This window comes from Gemmatimonadota bacterium, from assembly GCA_016720805.1.
GTDB lineage: Bacteria > Gemmatimonadota > Gemmatimonadetes > Gemmatimonadales > GWC2-71-9 > Palsa-1233.
Window position 1 is genome coordinate 25,106 of the sequence record JADKJZ010000010.1, and the last position, 21,825, is coordinate 46,930.

Genomic DNA, 21,825 nt, shown 5'->3' on the forward strand with positions numbered 1-21,825 from the left:
CCCCCCATTGACAGAACCGGCGCATATGGTGAAATATCAGCAGTGCTGAATTATCAGCAGGAACCCGCACCTCGGAGTCTCGATGCCGAAGCCCTCCCTGACCGACGACCTCTCCCGGCGCGAACGCCAGGTCATGGACGCCCTTCACCGCCGTGGCGAGGCCACCGTGGCGGAGATCCTCCGCGATATCCCCGACCCGCCGTCGTACTCGGCGGTCCGGTCGATCCTCCGGATCCTCGCCGAGAAGCACTTGGTGACCTTCCAGGAGGATGGGCCGCGCTACGTCTACCGCCCCGCCACTCCCACGACCCAGGCCCGCGCCGACGTCCTCAAACAGGTGGTGCACACCTACTTCGCCGGCTCGACCGAGCAGGCGTTCACCGCCCTGCTCCAGATGGCCGACGCGACGCTCTCGCCCGAGGAGCTCGCCCGCATCCGCGAGCGGATCCGCGACGCCGAAGCGAAGGGGCGCTAACCGATGACCCTGACTTCATTGCTCGGCATCGGGACCCCCTCCGGTCCGACGCTCCTTCTCGTGCTGAAGGCCACCACCATCCTGCTGGTGACCGTCATGCTGGCCGGCGCACTGCACAAGGCCTCCGCAGGGGTCCGTCACCTGGTCTGGCTGGTGGCGATCGCCGCCGTGCTGCTCCTCCCGGCGCTCTCACGCTGGATGCCGCTCGACTTGCCGGTGCTCCCCGCCGCGGCCAGCGTTGCCACGGTGACGCCGCCCCCGGTCGACAATCAGCAGATCACCACCGTCGCCCCCGCGCAGCAACAGTCGACGCCGAGCACTGCGCCGGCCTCGACCACGCCGACCCGTGCCCTGCCATCGATCGGCACCATGCTGATCGGTCTCTGGGCCGCGGTCGCGCTGCTGCTGATTGCACGGCTCATCCACGGCACCCTCGCCGTGCAGCGCATCGTGCGCAGCGCGAAGCCGCTCGCCGATGACGACTGGAACGATCGTCTCTACGATGTGGCCGATCGCCTCGGCATCGCCCGCGCGCCGCGCGTCGTGAAGAGCGAATCGATCCACGTCCCCTTCGCCACCGGCCTCCTCAACGCCACGATTGTCCTCCCGGCCGAGTGCGACAGCTGGACGCCAGGCCAGCGCGACGCCGTGCTGATTCACGAGCTCGGGCATGTGCGTCGTCGCGACCTCCTCGGCCACACGCTCGGTCGCGTCGCCTGCGCGGTCTACTGGTTCCATCCATTGGTGTGGACGGCCGCGCGCCGGCTGCGTGATGCGAGCGAGCGCGCTTGCGATGACCTCGCGATCCGCCTCGGCTCGCGGCCGAGCGAGTACGCCGAGCATCTGCTGCAGATCGTCACCGCGGTCGGGCGTCCGGCGGTACCGAGCGTGGCGCTCGCGATGGCGCAGCGGAAGGAGTTCGAAGGGCGCATGCTGGCGATCCTCGACCCGGCACTCCGTCGCGAGGCGCCGCCGCGCTGGCAGGTGGCGTCGATCACCGGTGCGCTGATGGCGATGTCGCTGCTGGTCGCGGCGGCCGCACCGGCGCCCGCACCGGCTCAGGCCAAGCCGCTCGAGATCGCGAACAGCGCGACGAAGACCGTCCACGCCGATCCGCCGCAGGATCCGCTGCCGGTCGCGAAGCCGGCGCCGAAGGCGTCGCCCGAACCGGCCACGACGCCCGACGCGAAGTCGACCGTGGTGAACATCAATCCGAACGTGCGGATCAATGTCCGCACGCAGGGCGAGTTGCCTGCCGAGATCCGTGATGCGAATCCCGAGCTGCTCGCGAAGATCCTCCGCACCGACAGCAGCGCCGAAGTGCGCCGCGTGGCAGCGTGGGGGCTGCACGATCACGCCGACGTTCCGGTGGCCTTCAGCGCGTTGAGCGCGGCCGCCGAACGCGATGCCGACGCCGATGTCCGCACCATGGCGGTCTGGGCGCTCGAGTCGTCGCGCGACACCAAGGTCAGCGAGTTGATCGGCCGCGTGCTCGCGCGCGACAGCGACGCCGATGCGCGCGAGATGGCGGCGTGGGCGCTCGGCCAGTTTGCCGATCCGTCAGCCGCCGCACCGCTGGCCGCAGCGCTCGCCAAGGAAACGTCCGACCGCACGCTGGGCACCATCGCCTGGGCCATCGGCACCGTCCCGATGGAGCGCGCCCCGGCGAAGCTCACCGCGCTGCTCAGCAACGAGTCGAAGCACACCCGACTCACCGCCGCGTGGGCGCTCTCGAACATCGCCGACAAGGCGACGCTCCCCGCGATTCGCGCCGCGCTCAAGCAGCCGCAGGACGCCGGCACCACGCGCGCGCTGCTGCGTGCCGCGATGGCGATGGACCCCTCGCCCGAAGGACTGAGCGATCTGCTCACCTCGTCCGACCCCGGTGTCCGTGCTGCGGCCGTCGCGGCGATGTCCGGCAAGCGCAGCATCGACCCCTGGCCGTGGCCCTGGCCGCGGCCGCGCCCGAACCCCTGATCTCCGGCGGCGGCGCGTGAGCTCCGGCTCGCGCGTCCGCCGCCTTTTCATTGCCCTGAAGTGCTGATTTTTCACCATACCACGGAGTTCCCTGTGCTGCGCATCCTCTGCTCCACCGCCGCCGGCGTCCTCGCGCTCGGCTCCCTGCACGAACCGGCCGTCGCCACGACGTCCGCCGACATCACGACGCTGATCGCCGAGACGCGCGGCGCGCCACCGACCCTCTGCCTGCTCGCGGCAGGCGCCATCGGCAATGGCGGCTGGTGGGGCGGGATGCACGCCCCCGTGTCACCGCTCGTCGAAGGCGACAGCTACTCGATCCGCACCGGTCGCAACACGCCGCTCTCCGTCGGCGACCGCACGTTGCTGCTCAACTCGATTGTCCTCCCCGACAACTGCACCCGCGAAGTCGCGGTGCGGCTCCTCGGCCGCGATGGCAGCGACGCCACCGTCGCGGGACTCACGCAGCACGCCACCTCGCGCGATTCCTCGCTGCGCAGCGTCGCCGCGTACGGCCTCGGCCTGATCGAGAAGGCCACCACGGTGCCGACATTGATCACCCTGACCAACGATGCGGCCGTGGGTCCGCGTGCCAATGCGCTGTGGGCGCTTGGTCGGATCGGTGATGGCCGTGCGCTCCCCGCCGCACTTCGTGCGATCGACGATCGTGACCCGGTCGTCCGCGAAGCCGCCGCGACTGCACTCGGTCAGCTCGATTCCTCGGCCGCGATCACCGCACTGATCCGTCATCTGCGCCAGGACCCGGCCGCCAACGTTCGCCGCATCTCGGCGTGGGCCCTCGCACAGCTCGAAGCAAAGACTGCCGACGGCGCGCTCGGCGAGGCACTCGCCAACGACAAGGACGCCGATGTCCGCGAAATGAGCGCCTGGGCCATCGGCAACCTCTCGATCCGTCAGGGCAATGCGGCGCTGCTGGCGGCCGCCAAGTCCGACACCGATGAGCGCGTCCGCGAGACCGCCGTGTGGACGATCGCCGAGCGTGGCGACGCGAGTGCCGCGGGCACAGTCAGTGACGTGCTCGCGAACGAGAAGAACCCCGCCGTGCGCGCCACGGCTGCGTGGGCACTCGGTAAACTCGAGCCGAAGATGGCGCCACGCGGCTTGATCAGCGCGTTGACCGACGACGACGAGCGCGTCCGGATGACCGCCGCATGGGCGCTCTCCGAGATCGGCGATGTCGCGGCACTCCCCGCGCTCCGCACCGCGCTCTCGCGGCCCGCGACGGATCGGACGCGCAAGGCGCAGATCCGCGCGTTGCTTGAGATGGGCGAGGATCCCGATCGGCTCGTGGAGCAGTTGAAGTCGCCCGACGCGAGTGTGCGTGCCGCGGTGGCGCAGGCGCTCGCGGGCAAAGGACACATCAATCCGTGGCCGTGGCCGCAGCCGCGCCCGCGTCCCTTCCCGTGAGCTGACAACCCTTCCCACCACTGGGGGCGTCTCATGCGAGCCGTCCCCCAACCAGGACCCCCTGATGCTGCGTCGCGCTTTGATTCTCCCCTGTCTCCTGCTTCTCACCACGCTGGCCGTGGCGTCCACCGCGGCACAGGGCGTCGCGCCCGCCTCGATCACGGCGCACCGCGTCACCGCGCCGCCCGTGCTCGACGGCGTCGATGACGACCCGTCGTGGCGCGGCGTGCCGAGCACCGACGAGTTCCGCGAGGTTCGCCCGCGCGAGGATGGTGCACCGCTGCAACGTACCGCCTTCCGCGTGGGCTACGACGCGCAGTACCTCTATGTCTTCGTGCGCCTCTTCGATGCGCGCCCCGACAGCATTGTCGGTCGGCTGTCGCGCCGTGACGACGAGTCGGTCTCCGACCACGTCACCGTGCTCATCGATTCCTATCACGACAAGCGCACCGGCTTCGAGTTCCAGGTCAATCCGGTCGGCGTGAAGGCCGACTACGCGATCTACAACGATGGTCAGGAAGACGCCGCGTGGGACGCCGTGTGGGATGTCGCCACCAAGGTCGATTCGCTCGGCTGGACGGCGGAGTACCGGATTCCATTCTCGCAGCTGCGCTTCGCCCCGAAGGACGAGGTCACCTTCGGCTTCATGGTGTTCCGCAACCTGCAGCGCTTCACGGCGCAGGTGAGCTGGCCGATCTTCCGCCAGTCGAAGACCGGCTTCGTCTCGCAGTTCGGTGAATTGCGCGGGCTGGTCGGGCTCGCGTCGCCGCGCCGCGCCGAGGTGGTGCCGTATGTCGTGGCGCAGAGTGCACCGACGCCGGGGACGGTCGACCGGAGCCAGAAGCTTTCGGCCGGCGGTGACCTGCGTCTCGCGCTCGCCTCGAACATCCTCCTGAATGCCACGGTGAACCCAGACTTCGGCCAGGTCGAGGCCGACCCCGGGCAGCTGAACCTCTCGGCCTTCGAGATCTTCTTTGAGGAGCGTCGGCCGTTCTTCGTCTCCGGGTCAGGGCTCTTCGACTTCCGGGTGAATTGCTTTGTCGTCGTCGACTGCCAGACTGGTGAAGGGCTGTTCTATTCTCGCCGCATCGGTCGTTCTCCCGATCTGGCCGGACGAAACGGCGACGCCACCACGCCCACCTCGACGCGGATCCTCGGCGCGGCGAAGGTGACCGGTCGTCTCCCGGGCGGGCTCGCGGTCGGATTCCTCGATGCGGCGACGGAGCGGGTTGAGGGCGTCAACGGCCTCACGGCCGAGCCGGCGGCCAACTACGCGGTCGCGCGCGCCAACCAGGACTTCGATGGCGGCAAGGGGAGCGTCGGCGCGATGGTGACCTCGGTGTTCCGGTCGCTCGACCCGAGCAGCGAGGCGTTCCAGCACTCGAGCGCGCTCACCGGCGGCCTCGATGCACGCCGGCGGATCGGCCTCTACGAGGTGTCGGGTTCGTTGATGGGGAGCCGGGTGGCGGGAAGCGCCGAGGCGATCACACGGACGCAGTCGCGGCCGGCGCACTACTACCAGCGCCCCGATGACGACCTCGCCCTCGATCCGACGGCGACGTCGCTGGGCGGGACTTCGTTCGAGTTCCGGATCGGGAAGGTCGGCGGGCAGAAGTCGCGCTTCGAGACCGGCTACGCGCGTCGCTCCGCCGGCTTCGAGATCAACGACATCGGCTTCCTCAACCGTGCCAACGAGCAGACGTTCACCAACTGGTACGCGCTCCGCTTCAACAAGCCGACCTCCGTCTATCAGCGGCTCAACTGGAACTTCAATTGGTGGCAGTACTGGACGCTCGACGGCCTGCCGACGGAGCGTGCCTTCAACTCCAACGTGCACGTGCAGTTCAACAATCGCTGGTGGCTGCACACCGGCGGCACGATCGGCATCGGCCAGACCTACTGCGATCGCGACTGCACGCGCGGCGGCCCGGCGCTGAAGGAAGAGCCGGCGTTCCGGCCATGGCTGGGGCTCGAGGGCGATGGCCGTCGGCCGTTGGTGCCGTCGCTCTGGGTCAACTACACCAACGCCGATGGCGGGCGGACGACCAACCTGAGCCTCAATCCGCAGGTGACGCTCCGGCCGTCCAGCCGCTTCTCGAGCTCGCTGAGCCTGAACATCGGGCGCAACAAGCGCGACGCGCAGTGGTTCGACAACGTCACCGACGGCGCGGGCGTGACGCACTACACCTTCGCCGCGCTTGACCAGCACACGCTCGGCATCACCTGGCGGCTCAATTACACGCTGTCGCCGACGGCATCGTTCCAGTGGTACGCCAACCCCTTCATCACCAAGGGGACGTACTCGCGGGTGCGCGAGCTCGCCGATGCGCGCGCCAAGGCGTACGACGATCGCTACCAGCCGTACGCCGATGCTCCGGCGAATCCTGGCGGCTTCAATGTCCAGCAATTCCGCTCGAACGCGGTCTTCCGCTGGGAGTACATGCCGGGGTCGACACTCTTCCTGGTCTGGAATCAGGGCCGGGAAGGCTTCGCCGATCGTGAGGGCGACCGCACCTTCCGCGGCGACGTGCAGGATCTCTTCAGTCGGCGGGCGGAGGATCGGTTTCTGGTGAAGTTGTCGTATTGGCTGAATCGATAGTCGTAGGGGCGACGCATGCGTCGCCCGTACGCAGGGGGTGAGAGGGAGCTGCGTGATCGTGAATGGGCCAAGGTTCAGCTCATACGCGTCTACGCAGCTCCCTCGCTCCGCTCAGGATGACACGCTCATCCGCGCTTCCGTGACCGCCGTGCGCCAGCCATCCCAACCAGTCCCGTCGCGAGCAACGTGAGGGTCGCCGGCTCCGGCACCACGTCGCCATTGCCGACCGGCGTCGAGAAGCTGACGTCGAGCGTCGCCTGGCCCGCGCTGCCATAGAAATCCGTCATGCGGCAGAGGTCATCGTTCGGGTCGTTGCAGACCGCGTTCGGATCGTAGAAGGGATTCGGCGCGCTGATCGTGGTCCCATCCGGCACCCGCGAGTAGCTCCCGGGCGTCGAGAAGGTCCCCGGTGCGAACCAGAAGAAGGCCGCGCCGCCGCCGGTCGGGCTGTTGGTGGCGACGTCGAAGTTCAGGAAGCGGGCGCCGATGTACCCGAAGCCGGTCCCGAAGCCGTTCGGATCGATCTCGGGCTGGTCGCACAGGTAGTAGTTGGTCCCCACGGTGCCCGGCGTGATCGAGCAGCTGGACGGGTTCCAGAAGCCGCCCGAGGTGATCGGGGCCGCCGTGGTGAGGGTGAAGGCGAGCGTCTGGGGTGTGCCGGTGAAATCCCAGGTCCCGCTGAATTGGTAGGTCCACTGCGCCGATGCTGGCGCCGCTCCCAGGGCGACCAGGAGCGCCCCGACGATGAATCGACTGCGCATGCTGCCTCCAGATTATGACGGATGTCCCCGGGGACCCGGTCGGGTCAGGGGGTATTCGGTCATGCGCAGGGGTAGCGGGAAATGGCTCATGGGGAGATTGATGCGCGGGGGGAGATGGCCCGCGCGGGCAGGGATCGCCATTGGTAGATGGCCCTCGCGGGCAGGGATCGCCATTGGTAGATGGCCCGCGCGGGCAGGGATCGCCATTGGTAGATGGCCCGCGCGGGCGGGGATCGCCATTGGTAGGGGCGACGCATGCGTCGCCCGTACGCATGGGGGGATCGGTGCGCGCGGGTGGGGGGCCGGGGGCGGGCGGCCGGATGCGGGCGGGGATTGGCGCGCGCGGGATTGGGATTTGCCCGGGGGAGATGATGGGCGACGCATGCGTCGCCCGTACGCATGGGGGGATCGGTGCGCGCGGGTGGGGGGCCGGGGGCGGGCGGTCGGATGCGGGCGGGCATTGGCGAGCGCGGGTGGGGCTCGCCATGGGTAGGGGCGACGCATGCGTCGCCCTCCGCTCGCGTCACCGCGATTCATCCGGGGCGGGCGGGGCGGCGCGGGGGGTGGAATTTGGCGATGAGGCGCGGAGGATTGAGTGCGATATAGCGCCGAATGATGTGGAGCATGGGCTCGGTGTCGATGAGACGCTCGTAGTAGTTGCGATGCCAGATGCGAGGCGGCGCATCCGGCCAGCAACGACGGATCTCCCGGCTGGAGGCGGACTTCAGGGAGCCGATGATGGCGCCCACGGAGCGGGGCGGCGGGCCATGGCCGCTCCACAGCGTGCGTTCGCCATCGCCAGCGGTCGGGCGCCGATTATCGAGATGCAAGAGCCCGTGCACGTGATCGGGCATGACCACGAAGGCGTCGAGCGTCACGCCAGGGAAATGCGTCGGGATCGCATGCCACGTGGCCTCGACGACTCGCCCCGCCGGGGTGAGGCAGATGCGACGGTCCCGCACTTCCGCCAGCAGGCGCCGGCGCCCCCACGTCCCGAAGGTGAGGAAGTACCACCCCGGACTGGCGTAATGCCAACCCCGAATGCGGATCGACTGGCGGTGATGGTGTCGCATGCCATGAAGGACGCAGGAGGGGCCACCCCCAGCGGCGCGCGATGATGCGACGCGGATCGCGAATGCGCGATCAATCGTCGCAGGGGCAACCGTGGACGTACTTACCTTTCCGGCATGCCCAACACCCAATCGCCGCCGCCCTGCCCGTCCTGCAACTCGCCCTACACCTACGAGCAGGGGCCGATGCTGATCTGTCCCGAGTGCGCGTACGAGTGGACTGCCGTGGTCGAGGCCGCCGAGAGCGGGCCGAAGGTGATCCGCGACGCGAACGGCACCCCGCTCACCGATGGCGACACGGTGACGGTGATCAAGGATCTCAAGATCAAGGGATCATCCCTGGTGGTGAAGGTCGGCACCAAGGTGAAGAACATCCGCCTCGTCGACGGCGACCACGACATCGATTGCAAGATCGACGGCGTGGGGTCGATGGGACTCAAGTCGGAGTTCGTGCGGAAATCGTAGATCGACATCCGCCTGCACGGGAAACTATCCCATTTCGTAGGGGCGACGCATGCGTCGCCCCCGGCCCGCGACGCGATGACCTGGCCCGGCGGGGAGAAGGGCGACGCATGCGTCGCCCCTACGAAGACCGGGATCTGCCCGCGACAGCGAGGTACCGATCGGTTACCGCAGCACCCCCACCTCGACATGCGATGGCCATTTCGCCGAGCGCTGCACGCGGTGCGTCTGCGCGCGGTAGTCGCTCGCCTTGGCGAGGAAGATGTTGGGGACGAAGGTCTGCGGATTCCGGTCATACAGCGGGAACCAGCTGCTCTGCACCTGCACCATGATCCGGTGCCCGGCGCGGAAGGTGTACGCCTGCTGGTGCAGGTCCACCGTGAACGGCACCACCGTGTTCGCCGGGATCGGCTCCGCCTTCGCGAACGACTTGCGATAGCGGCCGCGCATGATCTCGCTCGCCACCATCAGCTGGTAGCCGCGCATCGCCGGACGCGCCACGCCGCTGTCCGGATACACATCAATCAACTTCACCACCCAGTCGGCGTCAGACCCGGTGGTCGACGCAAAGAGCTTCGCCACCACGTCGCCGGCGATGGTGATGTCGGCAGTGAGCGGCGCCGTCTGCCAGGTGAGCACATCGGGTCGCCCATCGACAAAGCGCTGGTCGCGCGTGAGCCACTCGTTCCATTCCACGTAGGACGGGATCGGCCGCGGCCGATACGGAATCGGGTTCGCCGGATCGGAGACGTACGCATCCTGCCCCACCGCCGCGGTCGGCGCCGTGAACGAGAGCGTGCGGTTGGCCCCGAAGTAGAGCTTCTTCCGCTCGGCGTTCTTCGGCGGCCACGCCGCGAACTCCCGCCAGCTGTTGCTCCCCGCATCAAACATCGTCGCCTCGGCGATCGGCGCCGTCGCACGATCCTTCAGGTACAGCGCAAAGAAGCGCGCCTGCAGCGCCCGGAAATCGTCGCCGGTGTTGCGGCCGAAGCGGATCGCGCCGAGCGAGTCGGCGGTCTCGTCGAACCACTGGCCGTGGAACCACGGGCCGATCACCAGCTTGCTCACGCCGGCGGTGTCGGTGCGCTCGAGCGCCGGATACGACGCCTGCGGGCCGAAGCCATCCTCCTGGTCCCACCAGCCACCGACCGTGAGCGTCGGGATATCGGTGTGATTGAGATAGCGCTGCACGGCCCGCTGCTGCCAGACCGAGTCGTAGCTCGGGTGCGCCACGAAGCGTTGCCAGGTGGGCCACTTGTTGGCGCCGGTGGCCTGCGCGAGTGCGGCGAGCGTCGGGAAGGAGCGATACCAGTCGTAGGTGTCCCAGCGCGTGATCGTCAGCGGGCCGGTGCCGGCCTGCTTCGACTCGCGGCCGTGCACCCACTCGGTGCCGTACGATTGCCGGAAGGCGCCCTGGTGGAAGAAGTCATCGCCCATCCAGGTGTCGACCATCGAGGCCTGCGGCGACATCGCCTTCAGTGCGGGATGCGGATCGACCTGCGCCGCATTGACCAGGAAGCCGGGGTACGAAATGCCGAGCATGCCGACGCGGCCGTTGGTGCGGTTGTTCGTGAGGATGTAGTCGATGGTGTCCCAGGTGTCGGTCGCCTCGTCGACACTGCCGGCCTTCGACTTGTCGCGCGGCGGGCGATTCATGATGAAGACGCCCTCCGACTTGTGCTGTCCGCGGATGTCCTGGAAGACGAAGAGGTAGCCGTCGGCGATCAGCTCCTTGAAGCCGACCGCGATCCCGCTCGTGCCGCCCCAGCCATTCGTGCCGTACGGCGTGCGCGACATCAGCACGGGGAGCGGACCGGTCGCCGTGCGCGGCGTGAGGATCACCGTGAAGAGCTTCACGCCGTCGCGCATCGGGATCATCACCTCGCGTCGGGTGAAGAGCGCGTCGAGCGCCGCGTCGGGTTGCTGGGCGGAGAGGGTTGGCGCGGTGAGCAACGCACCGATGAACAGCATCAAGGCGAGACGAGCGAGACGGAACGCGGCCATCGGCTTCTCCAGCGGGGGATGGTTGAAGATAAGTGCGGGGGTCACCCGGAACGTGTCATCCCGAGCGAAGCGAGGGACCTGCGTAGTCGCGTATGAGCAGAAGCTTGGCCCATTCACGATCACGCAGGTCCCTCGCTACGCTCGGGATGACAAATACCCCCTCACCCCTCACCGATCCAGGTCCCGCCTCGCCTTCCCCAGCTGCAGCGCAATCCCGGGATAGCCCGGCACCGTGATCGGCGCGGTGAGCACGCCGCGCTTGAGGCGCTCGTCCGCGCCATTGCTGATTCGGCGCACGAAGAGGTCGAGCTCCTCGCGATTCTTCCGCCGATCGGATTCCTTGGTGCGATCGAGGTGGACGAGCTCATGCACGATATAGATGGCGCGCGTGGCGTCGATCGATTCGGCGAACGCCATCGTCGCGGCAACGCCCATCAGCAGGTCGTGGCGGAGGTCGTCGAGGTGGGGCAGTCCCGTGCGCCAAGGTGGGAGCATGGCCGCGGCGAGGCGCTGCACGCGCTCGACCATCGGCGACGGCTCATCGCGGCCGATCTGGCGGGCGACATCGACGAGGAGGCTGCCGAGGCGATCGCCGAAGCGTTCATCGGCAACGGCCTCGACGACGATGGCAACAGGCCCTTCCTGCGCATGCGCGGTGATGGCGAGGTCGGCGTGCCAGGTGGTGTCGGCGACGGCAATGGCGGCGTGCGGTTGCACCGTGCCGAGCGTCAGGCCGGCGAGGCGATCGCTATCGAGGAGTGCGGCGAATTCCTCGGGCTCGGCCGGCCGCGGCCCGGGGGCCAGCCACGCCTCGGCGAGCGCCCTGCTGCTGGCGCGCTGCTTCCACAGCTTCGCGGGAACGGCGGCGGCCCAGTCGTCGAGAGTGGCGACGGTGCCGTGGGCGGAGCGGATGGTGATGGGCATGGGGGAAATGTAGTTCGCCTGAGAGCTGTCATCCCGAGCGTAGCGAGGGATCTGCGTAGTCACGAACGAACGAGCGCCTGCTCATCCACGATCACGCGAATCCCTCGCTACGCTCGGGATGACAGCCTCACCCCACCCGCGTCGCAATCCACCACGTCGTCCCGCCCGGATCGCTGACGCCGCCGCGCCGATCGGGATCGCCCTTCTGCTCCGGTTCCTGCACGGACGTGCCACCGGCGCCGAGGGCGCGCTCGAAGGCGGCATCGACATCGGGGAGATAGATGTGCACGTGCGACGGCTGCGGCGGCCATCCGGGCGCCGAATCCGCAACCATCACCACGGTGTCGTCGATGCGCACCTCGGCGTGACGGATGCGGCCGTCGGGGGCATCCATGGTCTGGATCAGCTCCGCATCGAAGGCGGCGCGGAGAAAGGCGATGGTCGCCTTGGCGTCGGAGACGATGAGGTACGGGGCGACGGAGGTGTAGCCGGAGGGCTTGTAGAGCATGGGGGGCTCCTGATGAAGGGATGGTGAACGATAATCGATGATCGATGATCGATGATCGATGATCGATGGGGGATGATGGATGATGGATTGCCCGCCCCTGAAACACTGTCATCCCGAGCGTAGCGAGGGACCTACGTGGTCGCGAATGGGCACGCGCTTCCCCACCAACGACTACGCAGGTCCCTCGCTACGCTCGGGATGACGGGCGTACCCTCACTCCAGCTTCGCCAACACCTCCATCAACGGCACCCAGCTCACCTCAGGAACGGGCACCACCGGCTGCCACTCCTCCCTGGGCACCGTGATCAGCATCCCACCGTCGATGGTGATGTCGAAGGATGGGACCGTGGCGAAGAGTTGTTCACGCGCATCGTCGGGGAGGAGGCCGAGGACGCGCGGGAGGCCACCGACGAAACGCATCAACGGGAGGCCGCAGGAAAGGCACCAGCCGGTGATGCCACCGTTGGCGAGCATCCCCGACGCCTCGGTGCCGCGCGCGTTACCGCCGCAGACGGTGCAGTTGCCGGTGAACCACTGCGGCGCGTCGTGCCACATGTTGACGATCGATCCGACCGTGAACGGCCCCGCATTGAGGTGCTGGCCGCGACACCCCGTGCCCGGGACGACGAGGTCGGGATGGTCGCGCCGGAGCCGCTCGGCGTGACGATCGATCGTGGCGAAGATGATGGCGAGGTCGTGATTCGGGAGCGCAAACGGCTCCCACGGGAGGGGTGTGACGATGGACATGAGGCACCTGTGCGATGAACGATGCCGTCCCATTCGCGCATGGTTCCGACCCGGGGAGGGTCGGCCGGCAGGACCACCGATAAGGCACGGGTGGTGGCGGGTCAGGGAGCCGGAGCTCTCGCCGCACTCGACATGCTGGCCACCGGGACGGAGGTGGACCGAAGAGAATGGTAATCGGTGAACGGTGAACGGTGAACGGGATGATGGATGATGGATGATGGATGGTCGATGATCGATTCCCCCGCCTACGGCGTCACCGCGTCCCTGAGGCGGTAGGTGACCACGCTCTCCACGCCGAGGGAATCGCGCTCGTGGCCGAGGAGATAGTCGCTGCCGATCTCGTAGATCTCGAGGGCCGGCAATTCGGCGCGGCAGAGCGCACGTCCCTCACGGGAGAACGCGATCCACCGGCGCCGGGGCGAGTCGGTCGCTGCGCGGCCGCGCACCCAGATGCGACCATCCTTCCCCATCACGATATTGGTCACCGCCGGGTAGCGCTCGGCGACCGGCCGCTTGGGATCGAGCATCGGATCGACCAGGCGTGCCTTCATGTCGGGCGAGATGTCCGGGTACTGCGCAGCGAGTTGCGCGCGCGCGGCGGCCACCGCCGAATCGGTCACGGTGCGGTCCTCGGTGGTCCAGCGAATCACCAGCGATGGCACCACCTTCTGGCCGACCTTGTAGATCACCAGCTCGGGTTCATTCCACGTGCCGACCGCGAGTCGATCACCGGTGCCCTCGACCTGTGCCGCCCCCTCGAACCAGGGACCCATCCAGATCGCGCCCGGATCGGCCACGGTCTGCCCCTTCCTGCCGCTCGGCACCCCCATGACGGTGTCGCGCAACGCGCCGTTCGGTCCGTAGCGCAGGATCGTCACCGAATCCATCGCCCAGTTGGCGCGCTGACCGAGGCCGGACTTGCCGAAGATCTGCTGGCCATCATCGAAGATCGCCGCCACGTCCGGGGAGTTGATCTCCGAGGGCGCCGTGACCACGGTCCGCGCGAACTTCATGTCGGGACCGAAGAGATGCCACTGCCACGGCTGTAGTCACCGACCCAGAGCGTGTCGCCGACGGTCCGATACACCAGGAACGCGTCCGTGAATTCGCCGGGGCCCTTGCCCTCGCGTCCGGCACGACCGACCAGCGCGCCGGTCGAGTCGTACCAGCGCACCTCCTGGGTTCCCTGATTCACCACGGCGATCCGGCCATCGGTCAGACGACTGCCTCCCATGACACGGTGCAGATAGCTGTCCTCGGAATCTTCCGCGCTCCCGATCCGCAGCGACGGCACGCTATCGACCGTGCAACTCGCGGTCACCGCCGTCATGGCGTTCTCGGCGATCGTCACGCCGACGCTGTCGCGGGTCGTGAAGGCGGGGGCGGGCTGGGAGGCGTCGGCACAGGCGACGACGAGGAGCAGCGGCAGGAGGGCGCGGAAGGGATGCATGCAGGAGCCTGGGAAGGAGGGGAGGCCACCGACGCGGATGGATCAACGATACTGCGAGGTGCTGGGTGGGGGGAGGGGAGGAGAGTGAACGGTGAACGGTGAACGGTGAACGGGATGATGGATGATGGATGATGGATGATGGATTCCCCGCCGGGGGCATGTCAGCCCGAATGCAGTGAGGGATCTGCGTGGTCGCGAATGAGCAAGCGTCTGCTCATGTACGATTACGCAGGTCCCTCGCTTCGCTCGGGATGACAGCGCCCCCTTCCCTCCGTCACACCCCCCGCGTACAATTGGCTCAGGAGTCGCTTCCGTCTTGGCGGCTCTGGCATCTAGAACGGCGGCACCTGTCCGCCTGCCAACCGACCCCGCGCCTGCGGGTCACGGTGGCGCCCCGACCACGGGGGATGCGCGCACGAGACGGCTCGTCAGCGAAAGAGGACCTCATGCTCCCCGCCACAACCCTGCCTCCCCGTCAGTTGCTTGATCACGTCGGCTTCCGCGACTGGATCGCCACGCACGCCGGCTTCTACCACGTCCCGTCCGATATCGGCCTGGTGTGCGTCGCGATCGATCGCGGCGGTCCGCTCCGCGTGACCAAGCCGCTGTCGGGCGATCCGCTGCCACTCAGCATCATCGACGTGCTCACCACGGGGCACTATGTGACCGGCCTCGACGTCGAGCGGACCCTTCCGGCGCTGCCGCTCGCCAAGCTCCGCCGGCGCCAGGGGGGGAGGCGACTCGCGCTCGAGACGCAGTTGCAGCGGAAGCGACTCCTCCCGCGCTGGCATGACTGGCTGCGCGCGGCGGCAGACGCCAAGGAGGCGGTGTTCGGCCTCGACCTCTGGGCGTTGAAGCACTTGCGGTCGGCCAGTTTCGCCGAGCTCGCGCACATGGCGGGGCAGCTGCCGACGATCGGGTCGCGGATGATGTGGGCGCTGGTGCGCGCCGATGCAGGGCGCGCGGTGACGCTCTTCCTGCACTGGGCCGGATCGGGCGAGCACGCCCGCTTCCACGGACTGGGTGACACGGTGGCGCAGATCGTCGGAGCGAGTGTCGACTCCCCGTACCACGCGGAGTACCTGCGGTTGCTGACGCTGGTGGTAGATGTGACGAGCGAGTCAGCGGCGGGATGATGGATGATGGATGATGGATGATGGATGATGGATGATGGATGATGGATGATGGATGATGGATGATGGATTCCCCGCCCAGAGCATTGTCATCCTGAGCGGAGCACCCCGAAGGGGTGCGCAGTCGAAGGATCTGCGTGATCGCGATTACGCAGGTCCTTCGACTTCGCGACGGCTGCGCCGTCGCTTCGCTCAGGATGACAACGCTTCGCGCGTCGCACAAGGGGGGTGAGAGTCCGTCGTCAGCGCCGTGCCACGCGCGCCTTGGGGCGCTCGGTGAGCTGCGCCAACAATTGCTCTCCCATTCGACGCCGAGCATCGAGGATCTCCAGAGAAAGCATGACGCCCCGAGCGTCGATGTCCGGATCGTAGCTGATGGGTTGGCGCAATGCCGCCAGCCGATCGATCCCTTCGAATACCTCGCCACGGAACACCACCAGGTCGAGTGCGGCATTCACCGCCGCCGTCTCGGTGGAGACGCCGAGCAGGCGCCTCGCTACGTCGAGCTTCAGCTGGTCGATGCGGATGGTCTTGCGTCGTATCTCGGGTGCCTTTGGAGGAGGACTCGATTTCGAACGGGCCACGCGCAGCTCCGAAGCTGGGGACTTCGGAAGGTAGGGGAGGATCTGCTGCGCGAGGGGATCGAATAAATGCGTGATAGCGTGGAATGAAGCTGCGGGAGCCTGCCCCGAACGCAGTGAGGGATCTGCGCAATCGCGAATGGTCATGCGCTGCGCGCAGGAAGACGCGCTAGCGCGCGTCCTCAATACCGAGCGGGAAAATCCTGGCGCCATGAAAGACGGTCAGCACCTCGGCTTGTCCATCCTTCAGCCGGTACACGACGCGATAGGATCCCTGGAGGAGTTCACGCAGGTCGCCGCGGTCGTACTCGGGGACGATGCGTCCCAGTTCCGGAAAACGCGAGACGGCATCCATGCAATTGACGAGACGCTCAACGAGAAGGGTGGCGTAGTGGCTCGAGTCCCGAGCGACGTAATCGCGAATTGCCTCGACATCGGCAACCGCTTGCTCGGTCCAGCGAATGGCAGTCACCCGAGAAGGCGCCGCTTCACGTCGTCGTGGTTCACCAACTTGCCGGCGTCCGCCTGCCGAAGCCCTTCTTCCACTTTGGCAATGAAATACAAGCGCTCCATGGCCTGTTCAACCGTCGCGTCCGCAGGGAGCTGCTTCACGGCATCCAGCACTCGGTCTTTCGTTGTTTCAGCGGGCATCTGCTCCTCCTGGTTCCTTGAAAGATGGAGGGCTGATCCTGCCCCCGCTAGGGCGGACTGGACGCTTGCATGGACGGGGAAATGCAGGGAGAGCCCGCCCTGAGGAAGGCGGCTCGAAGCACTGTCATCCTGAGCGAAGCACCCCGAAGGAGCCTGCCCTGAGCCTGTCGAAGGGGTGCGAAGTCGAAGAGCCTGCCCTGAGGTTTGTCATCCTGAGCGAAGTCGAAGGATCTCTTGCACTGTTGAGAGGTCCCTTCGCTGCGCTCAGGGCAGGCTCTTCGACTGCGCAGCCTTCCAGGCTGCTTCGCTCAGGATGACAACACTTTGGTGCTCCGCTCAGGATGACAACCCTGGGGGGCGCTTCACTCAACACCACTCCACCCCCATCACACCCCCGGCGGCAGCAGCCCCATCGGCGTCTCGGGCGTCTCGTCGCGCCGGGTGAACGGACCGAAGACGTTGCGGACCGCCTTCCACCCGGCGAGGAGTTCGCTGTCGTTGGCGAAGCGCTTGGCGTTCAGGACGTTGAGGATCCCGACGACTTCGCTGCATTCACCGGCGAGGTCGGCGAAGTCGGCGCGCGCGAGGATGTGGTCGCGCCGGCCCGCGTCGAGCGTGAGCGACGCGTTCTCGAACTCGCCGATCGACGCCGCGAGATCGGGGAGATAGGTCGGTCCGAGGCCGGCGGGGACGAGCAGCTCCTGGAGCCGGGTGGCCTCGGCGAGCATCGCCTTGGCGTGGCCGACGATGCCGCGGTTCGGGCCCTGGTAGTCGGGCGGGACGAACAGCCCGGCCAGCGACGGCGTCTTCTTGGCGGCGCGTTCGGCGACGCGCACCAGGATGCGCAGGTTGAGGGCGAGGGCGGCGCGGGCCTTCCGCCGGCGGGCGGTGGCGGCGCGTTCGGCGATGGTGCCGAGACTTTCCTTCGTGAAGACGGTGTCGACGCGGGCGACGAGCGCCTCGAGGTCGGCGACGACGGCGATGTGACCGGGGTCGGTGGAGAGGTGCTCGTGTTCGAAGGCGAGGACCTTTCCGGCGGTCGACAGGCGACGACGAATGCTGGCTTGCATGGTACACCTCCTATGGCAGCGGTACCCCGTTGGGGAGAGTACTGCGCGTGTTGTGATGAGAGAGTGTCGCCGAGCACCCCAACCGTCGACGACGGGAAGGGGGAGAGGCGAGCGGTGTGCCATGCGTGCAACATGCGCGGTGATGGGCGACGGATGAGGGGGTGGTGCGTGTCGCTGGAGGCCGCGTGTGGCAAGGGGTTGCGGGTGATTTGAGGGGCGGTTGATGGTGGGGTGTTTCGGGGCTTGTGGTGCGTCTGCGTGGCGGGGGTGGGTTGGGGGTGGTGTCCTTTTCTGAGGACAGCGGTGTCGAGCAATCTGGACGGTGCAACGGAAATGATGGTGGTGGTGCGGCGTGAGTTGGTGGTGAGTGGTCGGATGTTGGAGGTGATGCGTCGGACAGTGGTCGCGCGCGGCAGCGAGATGAAGGCTGGCGACCGTGTGTTGGTCGTGATGGGGAGATTGTTGGCGTGGTCGGGCGGGAGATGGTCGTGGTCGGGTGATTGTTGGTCGTGGTGCGCCGATTGTTGCCGGTGGTGCCCCCCGAGTTGGCAGTCATCGACCGAGAGTGCGAGGTGGCGAGGCGGATGATGGTCGTGAATGGGAGATTCTGGCGGTGGTGAGCGGGGAGATGGTCGTGATGCGCAGGCTGATGAGTGTGGTGCGGCGGAAGTTGGCAGTCGTGAGGTGAGAGTGCGAGGTGGGGAAAGGGAAGTTGGACAGTGGGCGGGAGATGTTGGGGGTTGTGGCCGGGATTTCGAGGGGCTGTACTCGTGCGGAGCCCGCAAAGGACTGTCATGTTGCTGGGGGGAGCACCCGCGGGGTGCGTAGTCGAAGGACCTTTAACGAGGGGCAACCCTTCGGGCCGCGTGTGATGGGGGCAGCCCGGGCCCGGTCGCCCAAGCAGCGAGCGGCCACTCTGCCTCGGGATCAGCGTTCAGAATGTCGATGATCGCCTGCGTATTCTTCAACCGGAAGTACTGGAGAAGCGCCAAATCCTCGGCTTCCGAGAAGAGCGAATAGCTCTGCACCGTTTGGTACCTCTTGGCATCGAGGCCGGGCACTTGTGATAAGTCGAACTGTCGAGTCAGCGGCGTCACTGCATACAGTTCGACGAGATACCTCCACCTGGCTCCGGCGTTCACTCCAGGGTAGAAGCGCTCAAGTTCGGCAGGTGTCGCCTTCCGGATCGTGCGGATTCTGGCGAGGTGCTGTACCTGGCGCTCGCACCAACTCATGCCACTCCGGTTCTTGCTCAGCAGAACGGTCTGGTGCTCCCGGAATCCGCGCGGGAGGCCTCGGAACGCATGAGCGCGTTGGGTGATCACCCGATCGTAGGTCTCGCCAGAGGCTTTGAACAACATCATGCGATACGCTCCTTGATCTTGGGGTGTAGTTAGTAGGCCTTCCGGTACGGCGTCAGATCCCAATCGAATTCGCGCCACTTGCTGGTCTCTGGGTCGATGTTCACTTCGACCTCAGGCCGAGTCCATCCGGCTCGACGCGCCTGGTCGAGGACATCATCGATTGGCAACAGGAAGGCGAAGCCTTCTGCCGGATTGGTCAGGCACACGAACGCAGTCTTGCTGCTATCGCGGAGGATGCCGAGCGGTCGCTCATTCAGCCGGAACCAAAGGTTGTGGCTTCCGGATGCGTTGAAGTTCTGGAAGTAGACGAGCTGCTCGTCCGACTCGAACAGCATTTGGTAGGGGAGCGCACCCTGAAGCGCCCACCGAATTCGGCAGCCAAGATCCGCGAGATGAATTCATGTCGATCGCCTTCTCCTCGTCACCACCGAGTCGCTGACTGGCGCGACCCCGAGTCGGGCGAGTCAGCTCCGGCTGCCGGCTCGGCGACGTGGGCCGAGGGCTGTGTTCATCCCCGGCTACCCCGCCGTCGATAGCCAGGAGGCGTCGCAACACGGTGTTCGGCGTATCGACGAAGGGCTTTGCGTGACGGGCCAGTAGTTCCATGACCTGGGCGTCAACTTCGATGGTGACCATGTGTCCTCACGCGACTGGTGTGAGGACTAATGTAAGAACTTATCTCTAATAGCGCAAGTACTTACATCTCGACACAGAAGAGTGCAACGCTAAACCAAAGTGATACATACACTTAACCAAGAAATAGTTGTCCCATAAGTAAGTTGGATATTTGCCAGGCTTCCTTTGGCACGGCGGTGATCGTCCGACCGAATGCGCGTTTCCCGGTACCACTTAACAGGCTGGGCCCGCCTTACCATAGTGCATGCCCCGCCCTGTCTGCCGCTTCGACTACCTGTACCGCGACACCAGCAACTACAAGGGTTGCGGGTCGGTGCTGCTGTGGGGAGGCGACGGCGGAAAACGAGGCGCGATCCGGTCGGCGCTGATAGACGGGATTTACTTCGAGGCGGAGCGGGGGAGTGCCGACCCTGTGCCACCTGGTCCGGGGGATGCTGAGCCGGACGAGGAGGAGGAAACATGGGTGGCATGAGTTTGTGGCGCTGGTAGGTGTAGCCCGCCAGGACTCTCCCGTTCGGAACGGGACAGATAGATGCCTCCCGGTCGAGACATTGGTCCAGCGACTCAGAACCGCTTCGCCGAGTTGCTGAGCATAGTCTCCCCCTCACTGAATTGCTTGAGCGTGTCGTCAGCGGGACTTCTTCAGCTTCCCGCCATGCTTCCAGAGTGAGAGGATCGCGTCGACGTGGGAATCATCTGTAATTCCCCTCGACCGGGGGTTGGGCTTATCCAGGTTCGGTACGGAGGGCTTTACGGCCCGACGAAATTTTCCAAGCGCTAGTCGTTCTCCACCTGGCGGGATTTCTACATTCAAGACGGTCCTCACCGCACCCGATTTTCTCTTATACGAGCGCTTCGAAAGCAGCTGCCCCGGCGCCTCAAACAAACTGTCGCGGCCCATCCTGGACGCATTGGACCACCTAATCGCCCTTCGCATCTGGAGCGAAAATGCGTGGCGACCTGTCGAAGATCTGTTCAACTCGATAGGTCGAGCGAGACCGCAATTTCTTGGCACTTTCTTCGATCCGGGTGACGCTATCGAGTTCGGATTCCGGAACCTCAATCTCCGCAAGTCCAGAGAGGAACCAGAGACGTGCATTCCCCTTACCATGTGGTGAGCTTTCAGCCCCAGATCGAACAGGTACGAACGCCTTGAATCGTGGGGGCCGGTATTCCGCCAAACATGCCTCCAGATATCCAGGATTGACCGGCTCGGTTGCCAACGACTCCACGTACTTCACAGCTGCCGCGACAACTCCCGTGTTCGTAGATAGAACCGCTGCTTCCTCGAGCCAATCCATCGAGTTCGACGAGACATTAGTAGAACCAACGATCGCGGCACCTCCAAGCACAAATACCTTGGAATGCAAACGACCACGCGAGAATACATTGACTCCTCGGTCGATCAGCTTCTTGATCTCGCGAGGGTCAGTTGCACCCTGTCGAACGCATGCGAGACTCATATCATATGTACGTCGTTTCGCTTTGAGAGGCAACAGCTTGCTGCCGCCTTGCCCAAAGTACCGACGGCACAGTACCGGCGTCCCGATTTCTTGACTCGGCGATTGATTTCCTTCCACGCGGCCCGGGAGAGACAAGTAGCTGCTCCATCTACCCTCGCTTGTGGGATGGCTGAGTCGGACTTGGGGGCGGGCTACAGCATGAGGGCAGCGCTTACTCGCTTCCAGTCAGCAAACTGGAGGTCACGCTTGCGATGCGTGTTCAGAATGCGCTGACTGCAGTGGTACACAGGCACTAGCACCGACCCGTTGGGTAGCTCGATGCCGGGGCTCTCGACGGTTTCTCGGAACCGCTTCGGCCCGGCGATCCCGAACGAGTGCGTCACCCCTCGGTAGGCTCGCTCCCCGACGGTGATGACGACCTTCGGGCGGACCAGTTCAATTTGCGGGCGGAGGAACAGCTCGCCGCAGTTCGTAAACCACTCGGTTCGGACGGGACCCTGGCACCCGTCCCCCTTCAGACAG

General features: G+C 66.3%; 23 protein-coding genes. 7 read left to right on the forward strand and 16 right to left on the reverse strand.

What is annotated here, in order from left to right; genetic code table 11:
- Positions 1 to 82 precede the first annotated feature (82 nt).
- The 4 genes from IPP98_09170 (at position 83) to IPP98_09185 (ending at position 6,479) form a co-directional block, all read left to right on the forward strand.
- Positions 83 to 475, forward strand: a complete 393-nt coding sequence (locus IPP98_09170) for a BlaI/MecI/CopY family transcriptional regulator (protein MBL0179278.1) — start codon at positions 83 to 85, stop codon at positions 473 to 475.
- 3 nt (positions 476 to 478) lie between these two features.
- On the forward strand, positions 479 to 2,452 hold the full coding sequence (locus tag IPP98_09175; protein ID MBL0179279.1) for a HEAT repeat domain-containing protein: 1,974 nt from the start codon (positions 479 to 481) through the stop codon (positions 2,450 to 2,452).
- Positions 2,453 to 2,545: 93 nt separating this feature from the next.
- Entirely contained in the window at positions 2,546 to 3,880 is a 1,335-nt protein-coding gene (locus tag IPP98_09180) for a HEAT repeat domain-containing protein (protein MBL0179280.1), read from the forward strand.
- 64 nt (positions 3,881 to 3,944) lie between these two features.
- Positions 3,945 to 6,479, forward strand: coding sequence for a carbohydrate binding family 9 domain-containing protein (locus tag IPP98_09185; protein ID MBL0179281.1), 2,535 nt, complete (start codon positions 3,945 to 3,947; stop codon positions 6,477 to 6,479).
- A gap of 125 nt (positions 6,480 to 6,604) precedes the next feature.
- Here IPP98_09185 and IPP98_09190 read toward each other — a convergent pair whose 3' ends face one another.
- Both IPP98_09190 and IPP98_09195 read right to left on the reverse strand, forming a co-directional pair.
- Positions 6,605 to 7,240, reverse strand: a complete 636-nt coding sequence (locus IPP98_09190; GenBank protein ID MBL0179282.1) for a PEP-CTERM sorting domain-containing protein — start codon at positions 7,238 to 7,240, stop codon at positions 6,605 to 6,607.
- A gap of 533 nt (positions 7,241 to 7,773) precedes the next feature.
- Positions 7,774 to 8,118 carry a hypothetical protein gene (locus IPP98_09195; GenBank protein MBL0179283.1) on the reverse strand — a complete coding sequence of 115 codons (345 nt, stop codon included), beginning with the start codon at positions 8,116 to 8,118 and terminating at the stop codon, positions 7,774 to 7,776.
- Positions 8,119 to 8,427: 309 nt separating this feature from the next.
- On the opposite strand from IPP98_09195, the gene IPP98_09200 reads away from it, so the two are divergent.
- The gene (locus tag IPP98_09200) at positions 8,428 to 8,775 is read left to right on the forward strand and encodes an alkylphosphonate utilization protein (GenBank protein ID MBL0179284.1); all 348 of its coding nucleotides are present in this window, start codon (positions 8,428 to 8,430) and stop codon (positions 8,773 to 8,775) included.
- Positions 8,776 to 8,937: 162 nt separating this feature from the next.
- On the opposite strand, the gene IPP98_09205 is transcribed toward IPP98_09200, so the two are convergent.
- From IPP98_09205 to IPP98_09230, 6 genes are all read right to left on the reverse strand, one after another.
- Entirely contained in the window at positions 8,938 to 10,776 is a 1,839-nt protein-coding gene (locus IPP98_09205; GenBank protein MBL0179285.1) for a CocE/NonD family hydrolase, read from the reverse strand.
- Between the two features lie 168 nt (positions 10,777 to 10,944).
- Positions 10,945 to 11,700, reverse strand: a complete 756-nt coding sequence (locus IPP98_09210) for a hypothetical protein (protein ID MBL0179286.1) — start codon at positions 11,698 to 11,700, stop codon at positions 10,945 to 10,947.
- Positions 11,701 to 11,827: 127 nt separating this feature from the next.
- Positions 11,828 to 12,208 carry a VOC family protein gene (locus tag IPP98_09215; protein MBL0179287.1) on the reverse strand — a complete coding sequence of 127 codons (381 nt, stop codon included), beginning with the start codon at positions 12,206 to 12,208 and terminating at the stop codon, positions 11,828 to 11,830.
- 213 nt (positions 12,209 to 12,421) lie between these two features.
- Positions 12,422 to 12,955, reverse strand: a complete 534-nt coding sequence (locus IPP98_09220; GenBank protein ID MBL0179288.1) for a hypothetical protein — start codon at positions 12,953 to 12,955, stop codon at positions 12,422 to 12,424.
- 245 nt (positions 12,956 to 13,200) lie between these two features.
- Positions 13,201 to 13,968 carry a hypothetical protein gene (locus IPP98_09225; GenBank protein MBL0179289.1) on the reverse strand — a complete coding sequence of 256 codons (768 nt, stop codon included), beginning with the start codon at positions 13,966 to 13,968 and terminating at the stop codon, positions 13,201 to 13,203.
- Positions 13,965 to 14,405, reverse strand: coding sequence for a hypothetical protein (locus IPP98_09230; protein ID MBL0179290.1), 441 nt, complete (start codon positions 14,403 to 14,405; stop codon positions 13,965 to 13,967). The genes IPP98_09225 and IPP98_09230 overlap by 4 nt, the downstream gene beginning before the upstream one ends.
- 446 nt (positions 14,406 to 14,851) lie before the next feature.
- Here IPP98_09230 and IPP98_09235 point away from each other — a divergent pair, with 446 nt between their 5' ends.
- A complete protein-coding gene (locus IPP98_09235; protein MBL0179291.1) occupies positions 14,852 to 15,541 on the forward strand; it encodes a hypothetical protein in 690 nt (229 codons plus the stop codon).
- A gap of 239 nt (positions 15,542 to 15,780) precedes the next feature.
- On the opposite strand, the gene IPP98_09240 is transcribed toward IPP98_09235, so the two are convergent.
- The 6 genes from IPP98_09240 to IPP98_09265 all read right to left on the reverse strand — a co-directional run bounded on the left by IPP98_09240 (position 15,781) and on the right by IPP98_09265 (position 19,539).
- Positions 15,781 to 16,266 (reverse strand): hypothetical protein, encoded by a 486-nt coding sequence (locus tag IPP98_09240; GenBank protein MBL0179292.1) that lies wholly within the window; start codon positions 16,264 to 16,266, stop codon positions 15,781 to 15,783.
- 22 nt (positions 16,267 to 16,288) lie between these two features.
- Entirely contained in the window at positions 16,289 to 16,582 is a 294-nt protein-coding gene (locus IPP98_09245) for a type II toxin-antitoxin system RelE/ParE family toxin (protein ID MBL0179293.1), read from the reverse strand.
- Positions 16,583 to 16,587: 5 nt separating this feature from the next.
- Positions 16,588 to 16,770 (reverse strand): hypothetical protein, encoded by a 183-nt coding sequence (locus IPP98_09250; protein MBL0179294.1) that lies wholly within the window; start codon positions 16,768 to 16,770, stop codon positions 16,588 to 16,590.
- Between the two features lie 386 nt (positions 16,771 to 17,156).
- On the reverse strand, positions 17,157 to 17,840 hold the full coding sequence (locus IPP98_09255) for a hypothetical protein (GenBank protein MBL0179295.1): 684 nt from the start codon (positions 17,838 to 17,840) through the stop codon (positions 17,157 to 17,159).
- A gap of 839 nt (positions 17,841 to 18,679) precedes the next feature.
- Positions 18,680 to 19,204, reverse strand: a complete 525-nt coding sequence (locus tag IPP98_09260; protein ID MBL0179296.1) for a hypothetical protein — start codon at positions 19,202 to 19,204, stop codon at positions 18,680 to 18,682.
- Between the two features lie 29 nt (positions 19,205 to 19,233).
- Positions 19,234 to 19,539, reverse strand: coding sequence for a hypothetical protein (locus IPP98_09265; GenBank protein ID MBL0179297.1), 306 nt, complete (start codon positions 19,537 to 19,539; stop codon positions 19,234 to 19,236).
- Positions 19,540 to 20,084: 545 nt separating this feature from the next.
- On the opposite strand from IPP98_09265, the gene IPP98_09270 reads away from it, so the two are divergent.
- A complete protein-coding gene (locus IPP98_09270; GenBank protein MBL0179298.1) occupies positions 20,085 to 20,312 on the forward strand; it encodes a hypothetical protein in 228 nt (75 codons plus the stop codon).
- 448 nt (positions 20,313 to 20,760) lie between these two features.
- Here IPP98_09270 and IPP98_09275 read toward each other — a convergent pair whose 3' ends face one another.
- Positions 20,761 to 21,303 (reverse strand): hypothetical protein, encoded by a 543-nt coding sequence (locus tag IPP98_09275; protein ID MBL0179299.1) that lies wholly within the window; start codon positions 21,301 to 21,303, stop codon positions 20,761 to 20,763.
- A gap of 191 nt (positions 21,304 to 21,494) precedes the next feature.
- The coding region (locus IPP98_09280; protein ID MBL0179300.1) for a hypothetical protein at positions 21,495 to 21,825 on the reverse strand (331 nt) is incomplete at its 5' end.

What these genes read in the sequence shown, in the direction of transcription:
- IPP98_09170 (MBL0179278.1), top strand. Translation starts at nt 83, where the DNA reads ATGCCGAAGCCCTCCCTGACCGACGACCTCTCCCGGCGCGAACGCCAG.
- IPP98_09175 (MBL0179279.1), top strand. Translation starts at nt 479, where the DNA reads ATGACCCTGACTTCATTGCTCGGCATCGGGACCCCCTCCGGTCCGACG.
- IPP98_09185 (MBL0179281.1), top strand. Translation starts at nt 3,945, where the DNA reads ATGCTGCGTCGCGCTTTGATTCTCCCCTGTCTCCTGCTTCTCACCACG.
- IPP98_09190 (MBL0179282.1), bottom strand. Translation starts at nt 7,240, where the DNA reads ATGCGCAGTCGATTCATCGTCGGGGCGCTCCTGGTCGCCCTGGGAGCG.
- IPP98_09200 (MBL0179284.1), top strand. Translation starts at nt 8,428, where the DNA reads ATGCCCAACACCCAATCGCCGCCGCCCTGCCCGTCCTGCAACTCGCCC.
- IPP98_09205 (MBL0179285.1), bottom strand. Translation starts at nt 10,776, where the DNA reads ATGGCCGCGTTCCGTCTCGCTCGTCTCGCCTTGATGCTGTTCATCGGT.
- IPP98_09210 (MBL0179286.1), bottom strand. Translation starts at nt 11,700, where the DNA reads ATGCCCATCACCATCCGCTCCGCCCACGGCACCGTCGCCACTCTCGAC.
- IPP98_09215 (MBL0179287.1), bottom strand. Translation starts at nt 12,208, where the DNA reads ATGCTCTACAAGCCCTCCGGCTACACCTCCGTCGCCCCGTACCTCATC.
- IPP98_09220 (MBL0179288.1), bottom strand. Translation starts at nt 12,955, where the DNA reads ATGTCCATCGTCACACCCCTCCCGTGGGAGCCGTTTGCGCTCCCGAAT.
- IPP98_09225 (MBL0179289.1), bottom strand. Translation starts at nt 13,968, where the DNA reads ATGAAGTTCGCGCGGACCGTGGTCACGGCGCCCTCGGAGATCAACTCC.
- IPP98_09230 (MBL0179290.1), bottom strand. Translation starts at nt 14,405, where the DNA reads ATGCATCCCTTCCGCGCCCTCCTGCCGCTGCTCCTCGTCGTCGCCTGT.
- IPP98_09235 (MBL0179291.1), top strand. Translation starts at nt 14,852, where the DNA reads ATGCTCCCCGCCACAACCCTGCCTCCCCGTCAGTTGCTTGATCACGTC.
- IPP98_09240 (MBL0179292.1), bottom strand. Translation starts at nt 16,266, where the DNA reads ATGACCATTCGCGATTGCGCAGATCCCTCACTGCGTTCGGGGCAGGCT.
- IPP98_09250 (MBL0179294.1), bottom strand. Translation starts at nt 16,770, where the DNA reads ATGCCCGCTGAAACAACGAAAGACCGAGTGCTGGATGCCGTGAAGCAG.
- IPP98_09255 (MBL0179295.1), bottom strand. Translation starts at nt 17,840, where the DNA reads ATGCAAGCCAGCATTCGTCGTCGCCTGTCGACCGCCGGAAAGGTCCTC.
- IPP98_09260 (MBL0179296.1), bottom strand. Translation starts at nt 19,204, where the DNA reads ATGATGTTGTTCAAAGCCTCTGGCGAGACCTACGATCGGGTGATCACC.
- IPP98_09265 (MBL0179297.1), bottom strand. Translation starts at nt 19,539, where the DNA reads ATGCTGTTCGAGTCGGACGAGCAGCTCGTCTACTTCCAGAACTTCAAC.
- IPP98_09270 (MBL0179298.1), top strand. Translation starts at nt 20,085, where the DNA reads ATGCCCCGCCCTGTCTGCCGCTTCGACTACCTGTACCGCGACACCAGC.
- IPP98_09275 (MBL0179299.1), bottom strand. Translation starts at nt 21,303, where the DNA reads ATGAGTCTCGCATGCGTTCGACAGGGTGCAACTGACCCTCGCGAGATC.